Origin of the sequence: Streptomyces longispororuber (assembly GCF_024448165.1) — a bacterium.
Taxonomy (GTDB): Bacteria; Actinomycetota; Actinomycetes; order Streptomycetales; family Streptomycetaceae; genus Streptomyces; species Streptomyces longispororuber_A.
Genome location: NZ_JAMOLN010000212.1, coordinates 1 through 16,837, shown reverse-complemented (window position 1 = coordinate 16,837; position 16,837 = coordinate 1). Strand labels below are relative to the sequence as shown.

Below are 16,837 nucleotides of genomic sequence, written 5' to 3'. Positions count from 1 at the left end.
CCGCCAGACCCCCGCCACATAGCCGTCCACGAGCACCGTCGGCAGCACGTCCCCGTTCACCCGCGTCACGTACTTGCGGTACTCGGGCGGAATCACCCGGCCCCGGTCGGCGTAGGCGAGCAGCGTGCTGTCCCACATGGCCATCAGCCGCGGCGGCGCCGGCACGTCCCCGTCCGGCAGCACCCCGCCCGGCACGTCGTACAGCACCTCGCCGCCAGGACCGGCCAGCTCCACCAGGTCATCGCCGAGCGCCGCCCGCACCCGCCCCTTCTGCACGAGCCCGAACTGCGCCATGTCCGCCACCGAAGCGGGCCCGAACCCCTCCAGATAGCGGCGGACCAGCACCCGCATCCCCTCCGCCACCGCCTCGGCGTCGCCCAGCTCGGGCACCCGCCCGGCGTCCGCCGCCACGAACAACTGCCTGCTGTCGGAGGCGTATCCCCACGGCACCCCCGCCACCGGCGCGTGCCAGAGCGGCGCCCACTGCCGCAGCATCCGCCACGCGGGCAGCGCCGACTTCCCTTCCACACCGGCCCGTTCAGCGAACCACTTCCCCAACTCGGCGCTGGTAGACGGGTGTTCGGAACGCCGCAGCAGGTCCGGCAGCAGCCCGGCCCCCTCCGCCTCCGTCAGCCCCGACGCCCGGAACCGCGCGTCCCGCAGCCGCGCCCCGCGCACCGTGGGCTCCACCGCGGCCCGCAGCGCCCGGTAGTCGTCGACGTGCACCGCGTGCAGCGTGATCCGCATCATCGTGGACTTCACCACCCGGAAGTCCCGGAACGCCGCGTCCAGCAGCTCCGCCTCGAACCCCGCCACCCGGTTCCACAGGGCCACGTACGGCGAAGCGGGCTGCTGCGCCTGAAGCGCGACAACCCGCCGTACCGCGTCCTCGACCCCGACCGCCGTCCGCTCCAGGAGCAACTGCCGGGCGAGGGTGGACCGGTTGAGGACGCGCGCGGTGATCGTCATGCGGGCCATTGTCCCGGCCCGTCCGACCCCGCACCCGGATCCGCGAGGGATCAGTCCAGCTTGCGCGCCACCTCGGTCGCCCAGTAGCTGAGGATCATGTGCGCGCCGGCCCGCTTGATACCGGTCAGCGCCTCCATGATCGCCCGGTCCCGCTCGATCCAGCCGCGCTGCGCGGCCGCCTCGATCATCGCGTACTCGCCGCTGATCTGGTACGCGGCCACGGGCACGTCCACCGACTCCGCGACCTTCGCCAGGATGTCCAGGTAGGGGCCGGCCGGCTTCACCATCACCATGTCGGCGCCCTCGGCGAGGTCGAGCGCCAACTCCCGCATGGACTCACGGGCGTTGGCCGGGTCCTGCTGGTACGTCTTGCGGTCCCCCTGCAGCGAGGAGCCGACGGCCTCCCGGAACGGGCCGTAGAAGGCGGAGGAGTACTTCACCGTGTACGCCAGGATGCCGACGTCGTCGCGCCCGATCTGGTCCAACGCGTCGCGGACGACGCCGATCTGACCGTCCATCATGCCGCTGGGGCCCACGACGTGCGCGCCCGCGTCGGCCTGGACCTGCGCCATCTCCGCGTACCGCTCCAGCGTCGCGTCGTTGTCCACGCGGCCCTGCTCGTCCAGCACGCCGCAGTGCCCGTGGTCGGTGAACTCGTCCAGGCACAGGTCGGACATCACGACCAGGTCGTCGCCGACCTCGGCCCGCACGTCGCGCAGCGCGACCTGGAGGATCCCGTCCGGGTCCGTGCCGACCGTGCCCGCCCCGTCCTTCTTCTCGTCCAGCGGCACGCCGAACAGCATGATCCCGGAGACCCCGGCCTCGGCGGCCTCGACGGCCGCCTTCTTCAGGGAGTCCCGGGTGTGCTGGTACACGCCCGGCATCGAGCCGATCTCCACGGGCGCGTCGATGCCCTCCCGCACGAACGCGGGCAGGATCAGATCGGACGGATGCAGCCGCGTCTCGGCGACCATCCGCCGCATGACGGGAGTCGTCCGCAGCCGCCGCGGACGCGAACCGGGGAAAGAGCCGTACCGAGTCACTGCACTGTCACCTCGTACCTACAAGAACCTATGAAAACGAAGCGGGGCGGGCATCCGGCCGAAGCCGGGCACCCGCCCCTCAACTCTGCCTTACGGCGCGGCCCGCCGGCGCCGCGCCCCGGGGCGCCGCTCGCTCGGCCGCGTCACCGGGTCACCGGCCTCGACGGCCGCGTCCCGCCGCTTGGCGCCGAACTCGGCGAGCGCGGCGGCCAGCTTGTGCACCGACGGCTCCGGAGCCATGACGTCGACCCGCAGGCCGTGCTCCTCGGCGGTCTTCGCCGTGGCCGGACCGATGCAGGCGATCACCGTCACGTTGTGCGGCTTGCCCGCGATCCCGACCAGGTTCCGCACCGTCGACGAGGACGTGAAGAGCACGGCGTCGAAGCCGCCGCCCTTGATCGCCTCCCGTGTCTCGGCCGGCGGCGGCGAGGCGCGCACGGTCCGGTACGCCGTGACGTCGTCGACCTCCCAGCCCAGCTCGATCAGCCCGGCGACCAGGGTCTCCGTGGCGATGTCGGCCCGCGGCAGGAAGACGCGGTCGATCGGGTCGAAGACCGGGTCGTAGGGCGGCCAGTCCTCCAGGAGACCCGCGGCCGACTGCTCACCGCTGGGCACCAGGTCCGGCTTCACACCGAACGCGATCAGCGCGTTCGCGGTCTGCTCGCCGACGGCCGCCACCTTGATCCCGGCGAAGGCACGGGCGTCGAGCCCGTACTCCTCGAACTTCTCGCGGACGGCCTTGACGGCGTTCACCGACGTGAAGGCGATCCACTCGTAGCGGCCGGTGACCAGGCCCTTGACCGCGCGCTCCATCTGCTGCGGGGTGCGCGGCGGCTCGACGGCGATCGTCGGGACCTCGTGCGGCACCGCACCGTAGGAGCTGAGCTGGTCGGAGAGCGAGGCGGCCTGCTCCTTCGTCCTGGGGACGAGCACGCGCCAGCCGAACAGCGGCTTCGACTCGAACCACGACAGCTGGTCACGCCGGGCGGCGGCACTGCGCTCACCGACCACGGCTATCACCGGGCGGTTGCCCTCCGGCGACGGCAGCACCTTGGCCTGCTTGAACGTCTGCGCGATGGTGCCGAGCGTGGCGGACCAGGTCTTCTGGCGCGTCGTCGTACCGGCGATCGTGACCGACAGCGGGGTGTCGGGCTTGCGGCCCGCCGCCACCAGCTCACCCGCGGCCGCGGCCACCGCGTCGAGCGTCGTCGACACCACGACCGTGCCGTCGGACGCGCCGACCTCGGTCCAGCAGCGGTCGGAGGCGGTCCGGGCGTCCACGAAACGGACGTCCGCGCCCTCCGCGTCGCGCAGCGGGACACCGGCGTACGCGGGCACGCCGACGGCCGCCGCGACACCCGGGACGACCTCGAAGTCGATGCCCTGGGAGGCGCAGGCGAGCATCTCCTCGGCCGCGTACGTGTCGAGCCCGGGGTCACCGGTGACGGCACGCACGACCCGCTTGCCGCCCCGTGCGGCCTCCATGACAAGATTGGCCCAGTCCCTCAGAGCCGGGACCGCGACGGCAGTTGACGCCCCGTCAGCGGCGCCGGTCTGCCCGGGCACGCCCTCGGCGTCGAGGACGGTGACTCCTGCCCTGGCATGAGTGCGGACGACGTCGAGCACTTCGGGCTCGGCGATCAGCACATCCGCTCGGGTCAGGGCCTCCACGGCCCGTAGGGTGAGCAGTCCTGGATCACCGGGGCCGGCACCCAGGAAGGTGACGTGCCCAGGTGCGCAGGCGGTCGATTCAGCGGTGGTGGGGCTCAAAGTGCTCGCTCCCCCATCAGACCGGCCGCGCCCTTGGCCAGCATCTCGGCGGCGAGTTCCCGCCCGAGAGCCAGCGCCTCGTCCTCGGACGAGGGCACGGGACCGGTGGTGGACAGCTGCACGAGCTCGGAGCCGTCGGTGGTACCGACGACGCCGCGCAGGCGCATTTCCTTGACAATCTGCCCGTCGGCCAGAAGGTCGGCGAGGGCACCCACGGGTGCGCTGCAGCCGGCCTCCAGGGCGGCGAGCAGGGACCGCTCGGCGGTCACGGCGACCCGGGTGAGCGGGTCGTCGAGCTCGGCGAGCGCGGCGACGAGCACACCGTTCCTGGCGGTGCACTCGACTGCCAGAGCCCCCTGACCGGGGGCGGGCAGGACGATGTCGGTGGAGAGGAAGTCGGTCACTTCTCCGCTCCGCCCGATGCGGTTGAGGCCGGCGGCCGCCAGAACGACGGCGTCGAGCTCACCCTTCTCCACGTATCCGATGCGGGTGTCGATGTTCCCGCGGATCGGCACGGTCTCGATGCGCATGCCGTGACTCTTCGCGTAGGCGTTGAGCTGGGACATGCGGCGCGGCGACCCGGTGCCCACGCGGGCGCCGGCGGGCAGCTCGGTGAACGTCAGGCCGTCCCGCGCGATCAGCACGTCCCGCGGGTCCTCGCGCAGCGGCACGGCGGCCAGCGTGAGCTCCTCGGGCTGCGCGGTGGGCAGGTCCTTCAGCGAGTGCACGGCGAAGTCGACCTCGCCGCTCGCCAGCGCCTCGCGCAGCGCGGCCACGAAGACGCCCGTGCCACCGATCTGCGTCAGGTGCTCACGGGAGGTGTCCCCGTACGTGGTGATCTCCACCAGCTCGACCTCGCGGCCGGTCAACTGGCGTACGGCTTCGGCGACATGCCCGGACTGGGACATGGCCAGCTTGCTGCGCCGGGTGCCCAGCCTCAGTGCTTTCTCGGCGGTCATGCCGGGCCTCGATTCTTGCCTACCGTGCCGGTTGCGGGTTCACGGTCTTGGGGGGTGGCCCGCGAGACGGAGGCGACCGTCTCCGGGTCCAGGTCGAACAGGGTGCGCAGCGCGTCCGCGTACCCGGCACCGCCGGGCTCGGCCGCCAGCTGCTTGACCCGTACGGTCGGCGCGTGCAGCAGCTTGTCCACCACGCGTCGCACGGTCTGGGTGATCTCCGCGCGCTGCTTCTCGTCCAGGCCGGGCAGCCGGCCGTCGAGGCGCGCGATCTCGTTCGCCACCACGTCCGCGGCCATCGTGCGCAGCGCGACGACGGTCGGCGTGATGTGCGCGGCCCGCTGGGCGGCGCCGAACGCGGTGACCTCGTCCGCCACGATCGCCCGCACCTGGTCCACGTCGGCGGCCATGGGTGCGTCGGCGGAGGCGTCGGCGAGGGACTCGATGTCGACGAGGCGGACCCCGCCGATCCGGTGCGCGGCCGCGTCGATGTCGCGCGGCATCGCCAGGTCGAGGAGGGCCAGGGCCACCGGGCGCACCGGCTCAGGGGCGCGGTCGCGGCGCATCTCGGGCACCCGGCCGACGGCGGCGAGCGCGGCGATGGTGTCGGCCTCCGATGCCTCCACCGGCCGGACCCGCTCGCCCGGGGCGTTGTCCACCCAGGCGCCGTGCTGTTCGAGCGCGGCCGCGTCGAACCCGGCGACCGCGGCCTCGCCCTCGACGGAGAACCCGCCGCGCACGGTGTCCACGGGGCACGGGTCGGCAACGGCCTTGCCGGAAGCGGGAGTCGACGGCGCGGGCACCTCGGCGCCCGCGGTCGGCGTGCGGCCCGCGACGGCGGCCCGCACGGCGTCGGCGGTGAGCACGAGCCCGGTGGCACCGGTGCAGGAGATCGCGACGTCGGCACGTGTCAGTTCGTCGGCCACGGCGTCCATGGCGACGGCACGGGCCGCCGTACCCGCCTCGGTCAGGATCTCGACGAGCCGCTCGGCGCGCTCCATGGTCCGGTTGGCGACGACGACCTCGGCGACACCGGCCCGCGCGAGCGTGGCGGCGGCCAGCGACGACATCGACCCGGCACCGATGACGAGGGCGCGCTTGCCCTGCGCCCACGCGTCCACCGGCTGCCCGACGGCGAGCTGCTCGAGACCGAAGGTGACGAGCGACTGACCGGCGCGGTCGATCCCGGTCTCGGAGTGCGCGCGCTTGCCGACCCGCAGGGCCTGCTGGAAGAGGTCGTTGAGGAGCTTGCCCGCGGAGTGCAGCTCCTGGGCGCGGGCCAGGGTGTCCTTGATCTGGCCGAGGATCTGTCCCTCGCCGACCACCATCGAGTCGAGCCCGCACGCCACCGAGAACAGGTGGTGCACCGCCCGGTCCTCGTAGTGCACATAAAGATAAGGAGTGAGCTCTTCGAGACCCACGCCACTGTGCTGCGCGAGCAGCGTCGACAGCTCGGCGACACCGGCGTGGAACTTGTCCACGTCCGCGTACAGCTCGATGCGGTTGCAGGTGGCGAGGACGGCGGCCTCGGCGGCCGGCTCGGCGGCGAGGGTGTCCTGGAGCAGCTTGGCCTGGGTGTCCACGGCGAGCGCGGCCCGCTCCAGGACGCTGACCGGGGCGCTGCGGTGGCTCAGCCCGACGACGAGGAGACTCATGCCGGCATCACGGCGGGCACGTCCCCGTCGGGTCCCTTGCGGTCGTCGCCGGCGGTGGGCCTGGTGACCTTGGCGGCCGGGCCCTCGACACCGACGCCGGCGCCCTCGGCGCCGTCGACCGCGCCCTCGCCGGCCTTGCGCTGCTCGTGGAACGCGAGGATCTGCAGCTCGATGGAGAGGTCGACCTTGCGCACGTCGACGCCGTCCGGCACGGACAGGACGGTCGGCGCGAAGTTCAGGATGGAGGTGACACCGGCGGCGACGAGCCGGTCGCAGACCTGCTGCGCGGCACCGGCCGGGGTCGCGATGACGCCGATGGACACGCCGTTCTCGTCGACGATCTTCTCGAGGTCGTCGGCGTGCTGCACGGACATGCCGGCGACGGACTTGCCGGTCATCGCGGGATCGGCGTCGATCAGCGCCGCGACGCGGAAGCCGCGCGAGGCGAACCCACCGTAATTGGCCAGCGCCGCACCGAGGTTACCGATACCGACCATCACGATCGGCCAGTCCTGCGTGAGGCCCAGCTCGCGCGAGATCTGGTAGACGAGGTACTCGACGTCGTAACCGACGCCCCGGGTCCCGTACGAGCCGAGGTACGAGAAGTCCTTGCGCAGCTTCGCGGAGTTGACCCCCGCGGCGGCCGCGAGCTCCTCGGAGGAGACCGTGGGCACCGAGCGCTCCGACAGAGCGGTGAGGGCTCGGAGGTACAGCGGAAGCCTGGCGACGGTGGCCTCGGGAATGCCTCGGCTGCGGGTCGCCGGTCGGTGAGTTCGGCCAGTTGCCACGGTGCTCCTGCGGGTAGAGCGGGGCTGTGGGCGGGCTGGTACGCCTTGTCGTGTCCCAAGACCGCCCCGTCGAATGCAGGCTATGTCTTTGTGAACGCGTGCACAAAGATGGTGTCCGATTTGCCCGGCCAACGTGACCGGGGTCACGCGCCCCCGGCGCGCGATCCTGGAACCGGCGCGCAGGCAGCTTCGTTGCTCACCTGAGGGGGGCAAAACCGCACACCTTCCTTACGATCCACGCCCCCGAGACCAAAACCGCCCTCGATCCTAAGCGACTTTGGGGGCCAGTTGGACTCCTCGGTCAGTGACTTGTGCGACGGCCTAGCGCGTCAGTGCCGTACGCAGCCGCTCCTCCTTCACGCGCCAGAAGTCGTGCTGCTCCCCGTCGACGAGAACGACCGGGATCTGCTCCCAGTACTTGCGGTACAGCTCCGCGTCCTCGTTGATGTCCTTCTTCTCCCAGGACGCGCCGACCTCGGCGCACACCTTCTCGATCACCACCTGTGCGTCATCACACAGATGACACCCGGGCTTACCGATCAGCGTGACGACCCGGTCCTCGGGACTCTTCTTCTCACCACGGCGAAAGATGGGGCTCATACCAGCCATTCTCGCCCCACCGGCCGATCCCGTACGACGCACTTCCGCGTCTTTCCGGGCCCGTAGTAGCCGAGAGTTCACACAGCGACAGCCGCCCGAAATCCTCTCGACTCCGGATGCACCGAACAGACTGGCTATGCTCGCCGCATGGCCGCTCTTGGATGGCTCACACCCCGTAGGCGCTCCGCCACCGCGCGGAGCGTGCTGGCCGGCGAGGCCTCGGCCGAGGCCGCCCGCAAGTCCTCCCAGGAGATCGAGGACCAGGCGCCCCCCGCCGAAGGCGATCAGGAACCGGAGTTCCCGGTCGTCGGCGACGACAAGGCCGCCGCCTTCTTCGACCTGGACAACACCGTGATGCAGGGCGCCGCGATCTTCCACTTCGGTCGCGGCCTGTACAAGAGGAAGTTCTTCCAGCGCCGCGAGCTGACCCGGTTCGCCTGGCAGCAGGCGTGGTTCAGGATCGCCGGCGTCGAGGACCCCGAGCACATGCAGGACGCCCGCGACAGCGCGCTGTCCATCGTCAAGGGGCACCGCGTCTCCGAGCTGATGTCGATCGGCGAGGAGATCTACGACGAGTACATGGCGGAGCGGATCTGGCCCGGCACCCGCGCCCTGGCCCAGGCCCACCTGGACGCCGGGCAGAAGGTCTGGCTCGTCACGGCCGCCCCGGTGGAGATCGCCACGGTCATCGCCCGCCGCCTGGGCCTGACCGGCGCCCTCGGCACGGTCGCCGAGTCGATCGGCGGCGTCTACACCGGCAAGCTCGTCGGCGAGCCGCTGCACGGCCCCGCGAAGGCCGAGGCCGTCCGCGCGCTCGCCTCCGCCGAGGGCCTGGAGCTCGGCCGCTGCGCCGCGTACAGCGACTCCCACAACGACATCCCGATGCTCTCGCTCGTCGGGCACCCGTACGCGATCAACCCCGACGCCAAACTGCGCAAGTACGCGCGCGAGCGGGACTGGCGGCTGCGCGACTACCGCACCGGCCGCAAGGCCGCGAAGGTCGGCATCCCCGCGGCGGCCGGCGTCGGCGCGGTCGCGGGCGGCACGGCGGCGGCGATCGCACTGCACCGACGCCGCCGCTGACGGCATTCCGGACTGCTTACCCGTGACCGGCCCCCGCCAGTCACGCGGATATCACTCGGCCACAACGCGTCACGGCCGCAACCGGAACATGACCTAATCCGATCAACAAGTGGTCACTCTCAGGTACTTGAACCATCGCCGATCAGCTACAGAAGTGACGTAATCGATGATTTGAGCAACTGGGTGTAGCGCTCCCTGCACGAAGCGTTATTCTCCTCAGACGCATTCCGGTACCGACACGTCAGCACGACGGGTGAACGGTCCCGCACTGCACGTGATGGAAGCTCTGCCTCTGGGAGTCCCGTGTTTCAACACGTCGGGGTTGACGCCTCGGGCCTGGCTACGCTGCGCGCAACGGTCGTGGACCGCTTGCGCGGCTTCGTCCCCACCGCGTACGCCGTCCCCGCCCTCGCCGCCGTCCCTGCGCCGGCCGGTCCGTGCTTCACCATGGCCGACAGCAGCGCCGCCACCGTGGGCAGACGCGCACGCTCCGGAGCCGCCGGCGCGTCCGGTACCTCCACGGCCCGCCGGCCCGCCGCGGACAGCGACAGCGCCCGCATGATGGACCTGGTCGAGCGCGCCCAGGCCGGCGAAGCCGATGCCTTCGGCCGGCTCTACGACCAGTACAGCGACACCGTGTACCGCTACATCTACTACCGCGTCGGCGGGAAGGCGACGGCGGAGGACCTCACCAGCGAGACCTTCCTGCGCGCCCTGCGCCGCATCGGCACCTTCACCTGGCAGGGCCGCGACTTCGGCGCCTGGCTGGTCACGATCGCGCGCAATCTGGTCGCGGACCACTTCAAGTCGAGCCGCTTCCGCCTCGAAGTGACCACGGGCGAAATGCTCGACGCGAACGAGGTGGAGCGTTCACCGGAGGACTCCGTCCTGGAGTCCCTGTCGAACGCGGCGCTCCTGGACGCCGTGCGACGGCTGAACCCGCAGCAGCAGGAGTGCGTCACGCTCCGCTTCCTGCAGGGCCTCTCCGTCGCCGAGACAGCCCGGGTGATGGGCAAGAACGAGGGCGCGATCAAGACCCTCCAGTACCGGGCGGTCCGCACCCTCGCGCGCCTGCTCCCCGACGACGCACGCTGATCGTTCGCGTCACCGCGCGCGACGCTCAACTCACCTTCTGTGAAAGCCAGATGCTTTCGCGGTCGGATCATCTTTCGTCCGTAACCCAAGTGCCAAGCCGCTCGTTGTGCGGGATGCAGGCTCCCTGTGGTCACGTCCGGTCCCGGTTTCACTCACTCGATCGAGTGCAAGCGGCTCGGGCGTGCAACCCTCAGGACCCCCTGGGGAGTCGACATGGGAGTCGACCGTCATGACGAGAGGAGGTGCCGCCAGTGATCGCGAATGTATCGGCACACCGGCGGGCGAACGCCTTCGCCCAGGCCCTGGAGGACCAGTCCGACCGGGACGCGGCGGCGCAGCAGCCGGAGGATCCGGCCGACCGGACCGAGCAGGGCAGGCTCCTGAGCCTGGCCGCGGGCCTCGGCGAGCTGCCCACACCGGAGCTGGACCCCGAGGTGAAGGTGGTGCAGCGGGCGCAGCTCGTGGCCGCCATGGAGGCCATGCTCCAGGAGGGCGGGGCAGGCACGTCGGTACCGGAGCAGCGCACCAGGACCAAGGGCGCCCACCGGGCGGCCTCCCTGCGCAAGCTCCGGCCGCGCTCACGCCTGTCCAAGGGCATCGCCGCGGGCGGGCTCACGGTCGGTGTGGCCGCGGGCGCGTTCAGCGGAGTGGCCGCGGCGAGTTCGAACGCCCTGCCGGGTGACCACCTCTACGGCCTCAAGCGCGGCATGGAGGATCTCAAGCTCGGCATGGCGGACGGCGACTCCGACCGCGGGCAGATCTACCTGGACCAGGCGTCGACGCGGCTGAACGAGGCGCGCCGGCTGATGGACCGCGGCCGCACGGGGCACCTCGACCACGAGTCCGTGGGCGAGGTCCGCAGGGCGCTCTCCGGGATGCAGTACGACGCGTCCGAGGGCCACCGGCTGCTGAGCGAGGCGTACAAGCGGGACGGCTCGCTCGGCCCGATCCAGGCCCTGTCGGCGTTCTCCGCGTCGCACCGGCAGAGCTGGACCGCCCTGAGCGACAAGCTCCCGGTCCAGCTGGGCGACGTCAGGGACCAGGTGAGCTCGGTCTTCGACGCCATAGACCAAGAGGTGGGCCCGCTGCGCTCGCTGCTGCCGCAGCCCCCCGACCAGGGCGGCTCGTCCGGCACCGGGTACAGCGGCGGTGGTACGTCGCCGGGCACGTCCGGCACCGACCGCTCGACCCCGTCCGGCTCCGCCGACAGCCACCGCGGTGGCTCCGGTTCGACGAAGCCCAAGCCGTCCAGCTCCGGCACCGGCAAGGACGAGGACGGCCTCCTCGGCGAAACCACGGGCGGCCTCCTGGACCCGCCGAAGGACGAGTCGACCCCGACCCCGTCCTCCGGCAAGTCGGGCTCCACCGGCACGGGTTCGGCCAAACCGGACGTGACCCTGCCCCCGCTCCTCCCCGGCCTGCTGCCCGGCCTGGGCATCGACGGCGAGGACGCGAAGTAGCTCCGCGACAACGGAAGGGGCGCGAGGACCTGGTCCCCGCGCCCCTTTCACCGCACCAGATCGGCGCCGGCCCACCCGTCAGAAGAACACCGACCGCCGCTGCACCAGCAACTTGTACAACGTGTGCTGAATCTGCTCCCGCACCTGGTCCGTCAGGTTGAACATCAGCATCGGATCCTCGGCCGCCTCCGGCGGATACCCGTCCGTCGCGATCGGCTCACCGAACTGGATCGTCCACTTCGTCGGCAACGGCACCGCACCGAGCGGCCCCAGCCACGGGAACGTAGGCGTGATCGGGAAGTACGGGAAGCCGAGGACACGCGCGAGCGTTTTCGCGTTGCCGATCATCGGGTAGATCTCCTCCGCCCCGACGATCGAGCACGGCACGATCGGCGTCCCGGCCCGCAGGGCCGTGGACACGAAGCCTCCGCGGCCGAACCGCTGCAACTTGTACCGCTCGCTGAACGGCTTGCCGATGCCCTTGAAGCCCTCCGGCATGACGCCGACCAGCTCACCGCCCTCGAGCAGCCGCTGCGCGTCCTCCGCGCAGGCCAGCGTGTGCCCGGCCTTGCGCGCCAGCTCGTTCACCACCGGCAGCATGAACACCAAGTCGGCTGCCAGGAGCCGCAGATGGCGCTCGGCCGGGTGGTTGTCGTGCACGGCGACCTGCAGCATCAGGCCGTCGAGCGGCAGCGTCCCCGAGTGGTTGGAGACGATCAGCGCCCCGCCCTCCGACGGGATGTTCTCGACGCCCTTCACCTCGACCCGGAAGTACTTCTCCGCGATCGGCCGCAGCAGCGACATCAGGACCTGGTCGGTGAGTTCCTTGTCGTAGCCGAACTCGTCGACGTCGTAGTCCCCGGTGATCCGGCGCCGCAGGAACGACAGCCCGCCCGCGATGCGCCGGTCCCAGCCGCCCCGCTCCTCGGGCTTCTCCGGCACGGCGGGCTCCTCGGGTTCGGGCACGGGCGCGGCCTGCTGCACGGGCAGCGGCTGCACCTCGCGTACGGCAGCGGGCTCGCCCTTGCGCCGGCCGCTGCCCCCCGGGCCCCTGCGGCGCGTGGCACCCTTGCCGGCCGCCCCTCGAGACCTGTCGTCGTCGAACGGAATGACCTTGGCGTCCGCCATCGTTGATGCGCTCCTCAGTTGGCGCTCTGCGTCGGGGGGTGGCTGGGCGTGCGGCCGCCGCCCAGGACGGGCAGCGCGGCGATCCGGTCCACGGCCCCCGCGAGGGCCTGGGGCGGCAGCAGCCCGGGGCCCCGGCCGCGTACGAAGTCCGCGAAGGCCTCGGCCGTCGTGTATTTGGGCCGGTATCCCAGTGTGTCGCGCATCTGGGTCGTCGACACCACCCGCCCGTGCGTGAGCAGCCTGATCTGCTCGGGCGAGAAGTCCGTCGCACCCAGCGTACGCAGCGCGCTGCCCACCCAGGTCACGGCCGGCAGCAGGACGGGAACGGTCGGCCGGCCGAGCCGCCGCGAGCACTGTGAGAGCAGCAGCACGCCGTCGCCCGCGACGTTGAACGTCCCGCTGTTGAGCGTGGAGCGCGCCGGATCGTGCGAGGCGATCCGCAGCACCTCGATGACATCGTCCTCGTGCACGAACTGCAGCCGCGGGTCATAGCCGAAGACGGTCGGCAGGACCGGCAGCGAGAAGTACTCGGCGAGCGGCGAATCGGCCGTCGGACCCAGGATGTTGGCGAAGCGCAGCACGCACACCGCGACGTCGGGCCGGCGCCGGGCGAACCCGCGCACGTACCCCTCGACCTCGACGGTGTCCTTCGCGAAGCCACCGCTCGGCAGCGACTTCGGCGGCGTCGTCTCGGTGAACACGGCCGGGTCCCGCGGCGCCGACCCGTACACGTTCGTACTCGACTTCACGACCAGCCGCTTCACCTGCGGCGACTTCTGGCACGCGCCGAGCAGCTGCATCGTGCCGATGACGTTGGTCTCCTTGACCGAGCCGCGGCCGCCACTGGCCAGCGGCGTCCCGGTCACGTCCATGTGCACGACGGTGTCGACGGAGTGCTCGGCGAGCACTCGCGCGATCGTCGGCTGGCGGATGTCCGCCTGGAGGAAGTCGGCCCCGCCCAGATGGTGCGCGGGCGGCACGGCGTCCACCCCGATCACCCGGTCCACCTCCGGATCACGCTGGATCCGTCGGACGAACCGGCCCCCCAGTTGCCGGGCCACCCCGGTCACGAGCACGACCTTGCCCAAGATCAGCGCCTACCTTCCGTCCCAGCCCCGCCCGCGCTCCGCATGCTCTGCCGCGGGTCACGTTATCGGTTCGATGTTGCGCTGTGATGACTACACAGTGCAGGAAGTGACGACAGCCACAGATATACGTACAAGCCTGAACGAATCCCGTACCCCACAACGCACTGTGGCCCTCCCACCGAACGGTGAAAGGGCCACAGAAACGCGCTTCTCGCAGCGGTCGCTTACTTCTTGTTGCGACGCTGCACGCGGGTGCGCTTCAGCAGCTTGCGGTGCTTCTTCTTAGCCATCCGCTTACGCCGCTTCTTGATAACAGAGCCCACGACTACCCTCGCTCACTTCTGGGACAACCCCCGCTGTGCGGGGACAATCACTCGGTGCGGGGCTGAATTGGGGCCCACACGACCTACGAGGGGCTAGCCTACCCCGCCCGAGCGCCGAGCCAGAAATCGAGGGCTTCCGGGGGCTACGGATCAGCCCGCATCCACCCCCACATAGGACTCGCGGAGGTACTCGTGGACCGCTTGCTCGGGGACACGGAAGCTCCGCCCCACCCGGATCGCGGGCAGATGACCGCTGTGCACCAACCGGTACACGGTCATCTTGGACACTCGCATGACCGAGGCGACTTCCGCCACGGTCAGGAACTGCACCTCGTTCAGAGGCCTACTCTCACCAGCAGCCATGACACACCTGAACCTTCCGCACTCGACGGCCACCGGCTTCCCCTTCCGGTGACTCAACGTCGTTGCGTGCTCACTCCCCAATGTAGGGGCGGGTGGTGCGAGTGGGGAAGAGGAGCAGCGATCGGCCGCCTACTGTGACAGACACGCTCGATTGAGTACATAGCGAGTAAGCGGTCGGTAGTAATCAGACCGCACAGCGTCATCAAGCGGAACGACGACGGACACCCGCCCCTCGGCCTCACCGACGAACAGCGCGGGATCGTCCGTATCGGCCAGGCCGATGGCCTCGAACCCCAACTGACCTGCACCGCAGGCCCACCCGTGGTCCCCCACGACAAGCCCGGGAAGCGGTTCGCCGGCCTCCGCGAGAGCGGCCAGAGCGGTACGAACCGGGAGTGGTGAGTGGGTGTGCGCGCCCGTTTCGCCACCGGGCGGCCACGCGCCGGGTTCGCGCACCAGCGCGACTCCTCGTACGTAGTCAAGGTTGTAGGTACGTAGTCCGAACCGGGTCGTTATGTCGACACTGCGACCCTGCGCCGGGGTGAGGACGGGACATCCCACCGCCGACAGGGCGTCCGCCAAGGAAGCGTAGAAACCGAGCAATCGGTGCGGATGTCCCGTTCCGAAGAGCACGGGAGACCTGGTGTCAGCGGCCCTCGCGAGCCGGTCGGCGAAGGCGTCGAGGGCCGCGAGCGTCCGTTCCGGATCGATGACGTCGTGCCCGTCGGTGTGGGCCGGATCGCCCGACACCCCGCACTTGTCCGCCATCAGCGCGAGCAGGTCCCGCTGCCCCCACGACCATTCGGGGTCGAGCCCGAGCAGCACGCGCGGGTCCCGGGCCTCGAAGAGCCGGTAACTGCGCAGACTCTCCTCGCGGGAGGTCGCCACGGGCCCGGCAAGCCGAGCCGCCAACAGATGCGCACGCAGGGCGCCGGTGCTCAACACGCTTGAAATGCTGGCGCATTGCCACCCACCTCACCCGCAAAACCCCGAAACACCCCACAGTCGGAGTAACGCCCCGCTCCGTGCGGGCCACCCCGCCGCGGGCCGCCTAGGGCAGCAACCCCCGCAACGGGAAAGCCGCCTTGCGGGTCGCGAGGATCGCCTGGTCGAGCCGGTCGGCCGGGTCGTACCCCGCCTCCCACTCCCGGTACGCGACGGGCCACCGCCCATCGGTCATCCGCACCGGCCCCAACTGCCGCGTACGGGCGAAGACTTGCTGCCGCCACCCCTCGGGAATCACCGTCTCGGGCGCGATCTCCCGCCCGCCGGCGATGCCCACCAAGTGCGTCCACGACCGCGGCACCACGTCCACCACGGCGTATCCGCCACCGCCCAGCGCGACCCACCGGCCGTCCGCGTACGCGTGCGCGAGCTCGTGACAGGCCACCTGCACCGCGCGCTGCGCGTCCAGCGAGACCGCCAGGTGCGCGAGCGGGTCCTCGAAGTGGGTGTCCGCCCCGTGCTGGGTCACGAGGACCTGGGGCCGGAACTCCGCGAGCAGCTCCGGCACCACGGCGTGGAACGCCCGCACCCAGCCGGCGTCCCCGGTACCGGCCGGCAGAGCGACGTTCACGGCCGTCCCCTCGGCGGCCCCGTCGGCCCCGGTCTCCTCCGGCCATCCGGTCTGCGGGAACAGGGTCCTGGGGTGCTCGTGCAGCGAGATCGTCAGGACCCGCGGGTCCTCCCAGAACGCGGCCTGCACCCCGTCCCCGTGGTGCACGTCCACGTCCACGTACGCGACGCGCTCCGCGCCGAGCTCCAGCAGCCGGGCGATCGCCAGCGCCGCGTCGTTGTACACGCAGAACCCGGAGGCGGCCCCCGGCATCGCGTGGTGCAGCCCGCCCGCGAAGTTCACCGCGTGCAGGGCCTCACCGCGCCACACGGCCTCGGCGGCCCCCACCGACTGGCCCGCGATCAGCGCGGACACCTCGTGCATGCCGGCGAAGGCCGGATCGTCGACGGTGCCGAGCCCGTACGCCTGGTCGGCCGCCGCCGGATCCGCGGACGCCGCCTTGACCGCCTCCACGTAGTCCTCGCGGTGCACGAGCCGCAGCGTCGAGTCGCCGGCCCGCTTGGCCGCGACGACGTCCACGTCCCGGTCGAGCCCGAAGGCATCGACGAGGCCCCGGGTCAGCTCGAGTCTGACCGGATCCATCGGGTGCCCGGGTCCGAAGTCATACCCCGCTACCGCCGGGTCCCACATCAACTGCGCGCGGCCGCTCATGACCGCCACCGTATCGGCCCGCCCCGCCGCCGAAAGAAGGGGCGTACACGAGTGTCACCAGGACCAGCGCCATCGGCACCAGCATCGCCCCGCGATAGCTCCACGCATCCCCCAGAGCGCCCACGAGCGGCGAACCCACCAGAAAACCCACGTAGTTGAAGATATTGAGCCGCGCCACGGCGGCGTCGGACGCCCCGGGGAACATCCGCCCGGCGGCGGCGAAGGTCTGCGGCACGATCACACAGAGCCCGAGCCCCAGCAGAGTGAACCCGAGCATTCCCACCCAGGC

General features: G+C 71.2%; 16 protein-coding genes and 1 pseudogene. 3 read left to right on the top strand and 14 right to left on the bottom strand.

Going from position 1 to position 16,837, the window contains the following annotated elements; genetic code table 11:
• The 7 genes from M4J07_RS39200 to M4J07_RS39170 all read right to left on the bottom strand — a co-directional run.
• Positions 1–969, bottom strand: a 969-nt coding sequence (locus M4J07_RS39200) for a winged helix DNA-binding domain-containing protein (protein ID WP_255980371.1), incomplete at its 3' end; no start/stop codon positions are given.
• Positions 970–1,019: 50 nt separating this feature from the next.
• Positions 1,020–2,012: a porphobilinogen synthase gene (gene hemB, locus M4J07_RS39195; protein ID WP_255980370.1), complete on the bottom strand. Its 993-nt coding sequence runs from the start codon at positions 2,010–2,012 to the stop codon at positions 1,020–1,022.
• A gap of 90 nt (positions 2,013–2,102) precedes the next feature.
• Entirely contained in the window at positions 2,103–3,782 is a 1,680-nt protein-coding gene (locus tag M4J07_RS39190) for a bifunctional uroporphyrinogen-III C-methyltransferase/uroporphyrinogen-III synthase (RefSeq protein WP_255980369.1), read from the bottom strand.
• Positions 3,779–4,741, bottom strand: a complete 963-nt coding sequence (gene hemC / locus M4J07_RS39185) for a hydroxymethylbilane synthase (protein ID WP_255980367.1) — start codon at positions 4,739–4,741, stop codon at positions 3,779–3,781. The genes M4J07_RS39190 and hemC overlap by 4 nt, the downstream gene beginning before the upstream one ends.
• Positions 4,738–6,393: a glutamyl-tRNA reductase gene (locus M4J07_RS39180; RefSeq protein ID WP_255980365.1), complete on the bottom strand. Its 1,656-nt coding sequence runs from the start codon at positions 6,391–6,393 to the stop codon at positions 4,738–4,740. Before M4J07_RS39180 ends, hemC begins: the two co-directional genes overlap by 4 nt.
• Positions 6,390–7,181, bottom strand: a complete 792-nt coding sequence (locus M4J07_RS39175) for a redox-sensing transcriptional repressor Rex (RefSeq protein ID WP_255980363.1) — start codon at positions 7,179–7,181, stop codon at positions 6,390–6,392. Before M4J07_RS39175 ends, M4J07_RS39180 begins: the two co-directional genes overlap by 4 nt.
• Before the next feature lie 321 nt (positions 7,182–7,502).
• Positions 7,503–7,790: a glutaredoxin family protein gene (locus M4J07_RS39170; RefSeq protein ID WP_255980361.1), complete on the bottom strand. Its 288-nt coding sequence runs from the start codon at positions 7,788–7,790 to the stop codon at positions 7,503–7,505.
• Positions 7,791–7,928: 138 nt separating this feature from the next.
• Here M4J07_RS39170 and M4J07_RS39165 point away from each other — a divergent pair, with 138 nt between their 5' ends.
• The 3 genes from M4J07_RS39165 to M4J07_RS39155 all read left to right on the top strand — a co-directional run bounded on the left by M4J07_RS39165 (position 7,929) and on the right by M4J07_RS39155 (position 11,419).
• On the top strand, positions 7,929–8,864 hold the full coding sequence (locus M4J07_RS39165; protein ID WP_255980359.1) for an HAD family hydrolase: 936 nt from the start codon (positions 7,929–7,931) through the stop codon (positions 8,862–8,864).
• A gap of 303 nt (positions 8,865–9,167) precedes the next feature.
• Positions 9,168–9,959 carry an ECF subfamily RNA polymerase sigma factor, BldN family gene (locus tag M4J07_RS39160; protein ID WP_255980357.1) on the top strand — a complete coding sequence of 264 codons (792 nt, stop codon included), beginning with the start codon at positions 9,168–9,170 and terminating at the stop codon, positions 9,957–9,959.
• Positions 9,960–10,210: 251 nt separating this feature from the next.
• Positions 10,211–11,419 (top strand): DUF5667 domain-containing protein, encoded by a 1,209-nt coding sequence (locus M4J07_RS39155; protein WP_255980355.1) that lies wholly within the window; start codon positions 10,211–10,213, stop codon positions 11,417–11,419.
• 78 nt (positions 11,420–11,497) lie between these two features.
• Here the strand turns inward: M4J07_RS39155 and M4J07_RS39150 are convergent, their stop codons facing one another.
• The 7 genes and pseudogenes from M4J07_RS39150 to M4J07_RS39120 form a co-directional block, all read right to left on the bottom strand.
• A complete protein-coding gene (locus tag M4J07_RS39150) occupies positions 11,498–12,547 on the bottom strand; it encodes a lysophospholipid acyltransferase family protein (RefSeq protein ID WP_255980353.1) in 1,050 nt (349 codons plus the stop codon).
• A 14-nt stretch (positions 12,548–12,561) separates the two neighbouring features.
• A complete protein-coding gene (locus M4J07_RS39145) occupies positions 12,562–13,635 on the bottom strand; it encodes an NAD-dependent epimerase/dehydratase family protein (RefSeq protein ID WP_255980351.1) in 1,074 nt (357 codons plus the stop codon).
• A 224-nt stretch (positions 13,636–13,859) separates the two neighbouring features.
• On the bottom strand, positions 13,860–13,958 hold the full coding sequence (locus M4J07_RS39140; protein ID WP_003948845.1) for a 30S ribosomal protein bS22: 99 nt from the start codon (positions 13,956–13,958) through the stop codon (positions 13,860–13,862).
• A gap of 150 nt (positions 13,959–14,108) precedes the next feature.
• On the bottom strand, positions 14,109–14,321 hold the full coding sequence (locus tag M4J07_RS39135; protein ID WP_158689180.1) for a helix-turn-helix domain-containing protein: 213 nt from the start codon (positions 14,319–14,321) through the stop codon (positions 14,109–14,111).
• Positions 14,322–14,450: 129 nt separating this feature from the next.
• A complete protein-coding gene (locus M4J07_RS39130; RefSeq protein ID WP_255980347.1) occupies positions 14,451–15,266 on the bottom strand; it encodes a phosphatase in 816 nt (271 codons plus the stop codon).
• Positions 15,267–15,372: 106 nt separating this feature from the next.
• Positions 15,373–16,548: an acetoin utilization protein AcuC gene (locus tag M4J07_RS39125; RefSeq protein WP_255980345.1), complete on the bottom strand. Its 1,176-nt coding sequence runs from the start codon at positions 16,546–16,548 to the stop codon at positions 15,373–15,375.
• Positions 16,499–16,837 (bottom strand): annotated as a pseudogene (locus tag M4J07_RS39120) (MFS transporter); the annotation flags it as partial. The pseudogene M4J07_RS39120 and the gene M4J07_RS39125, both read right to left, overlap by 50 nt.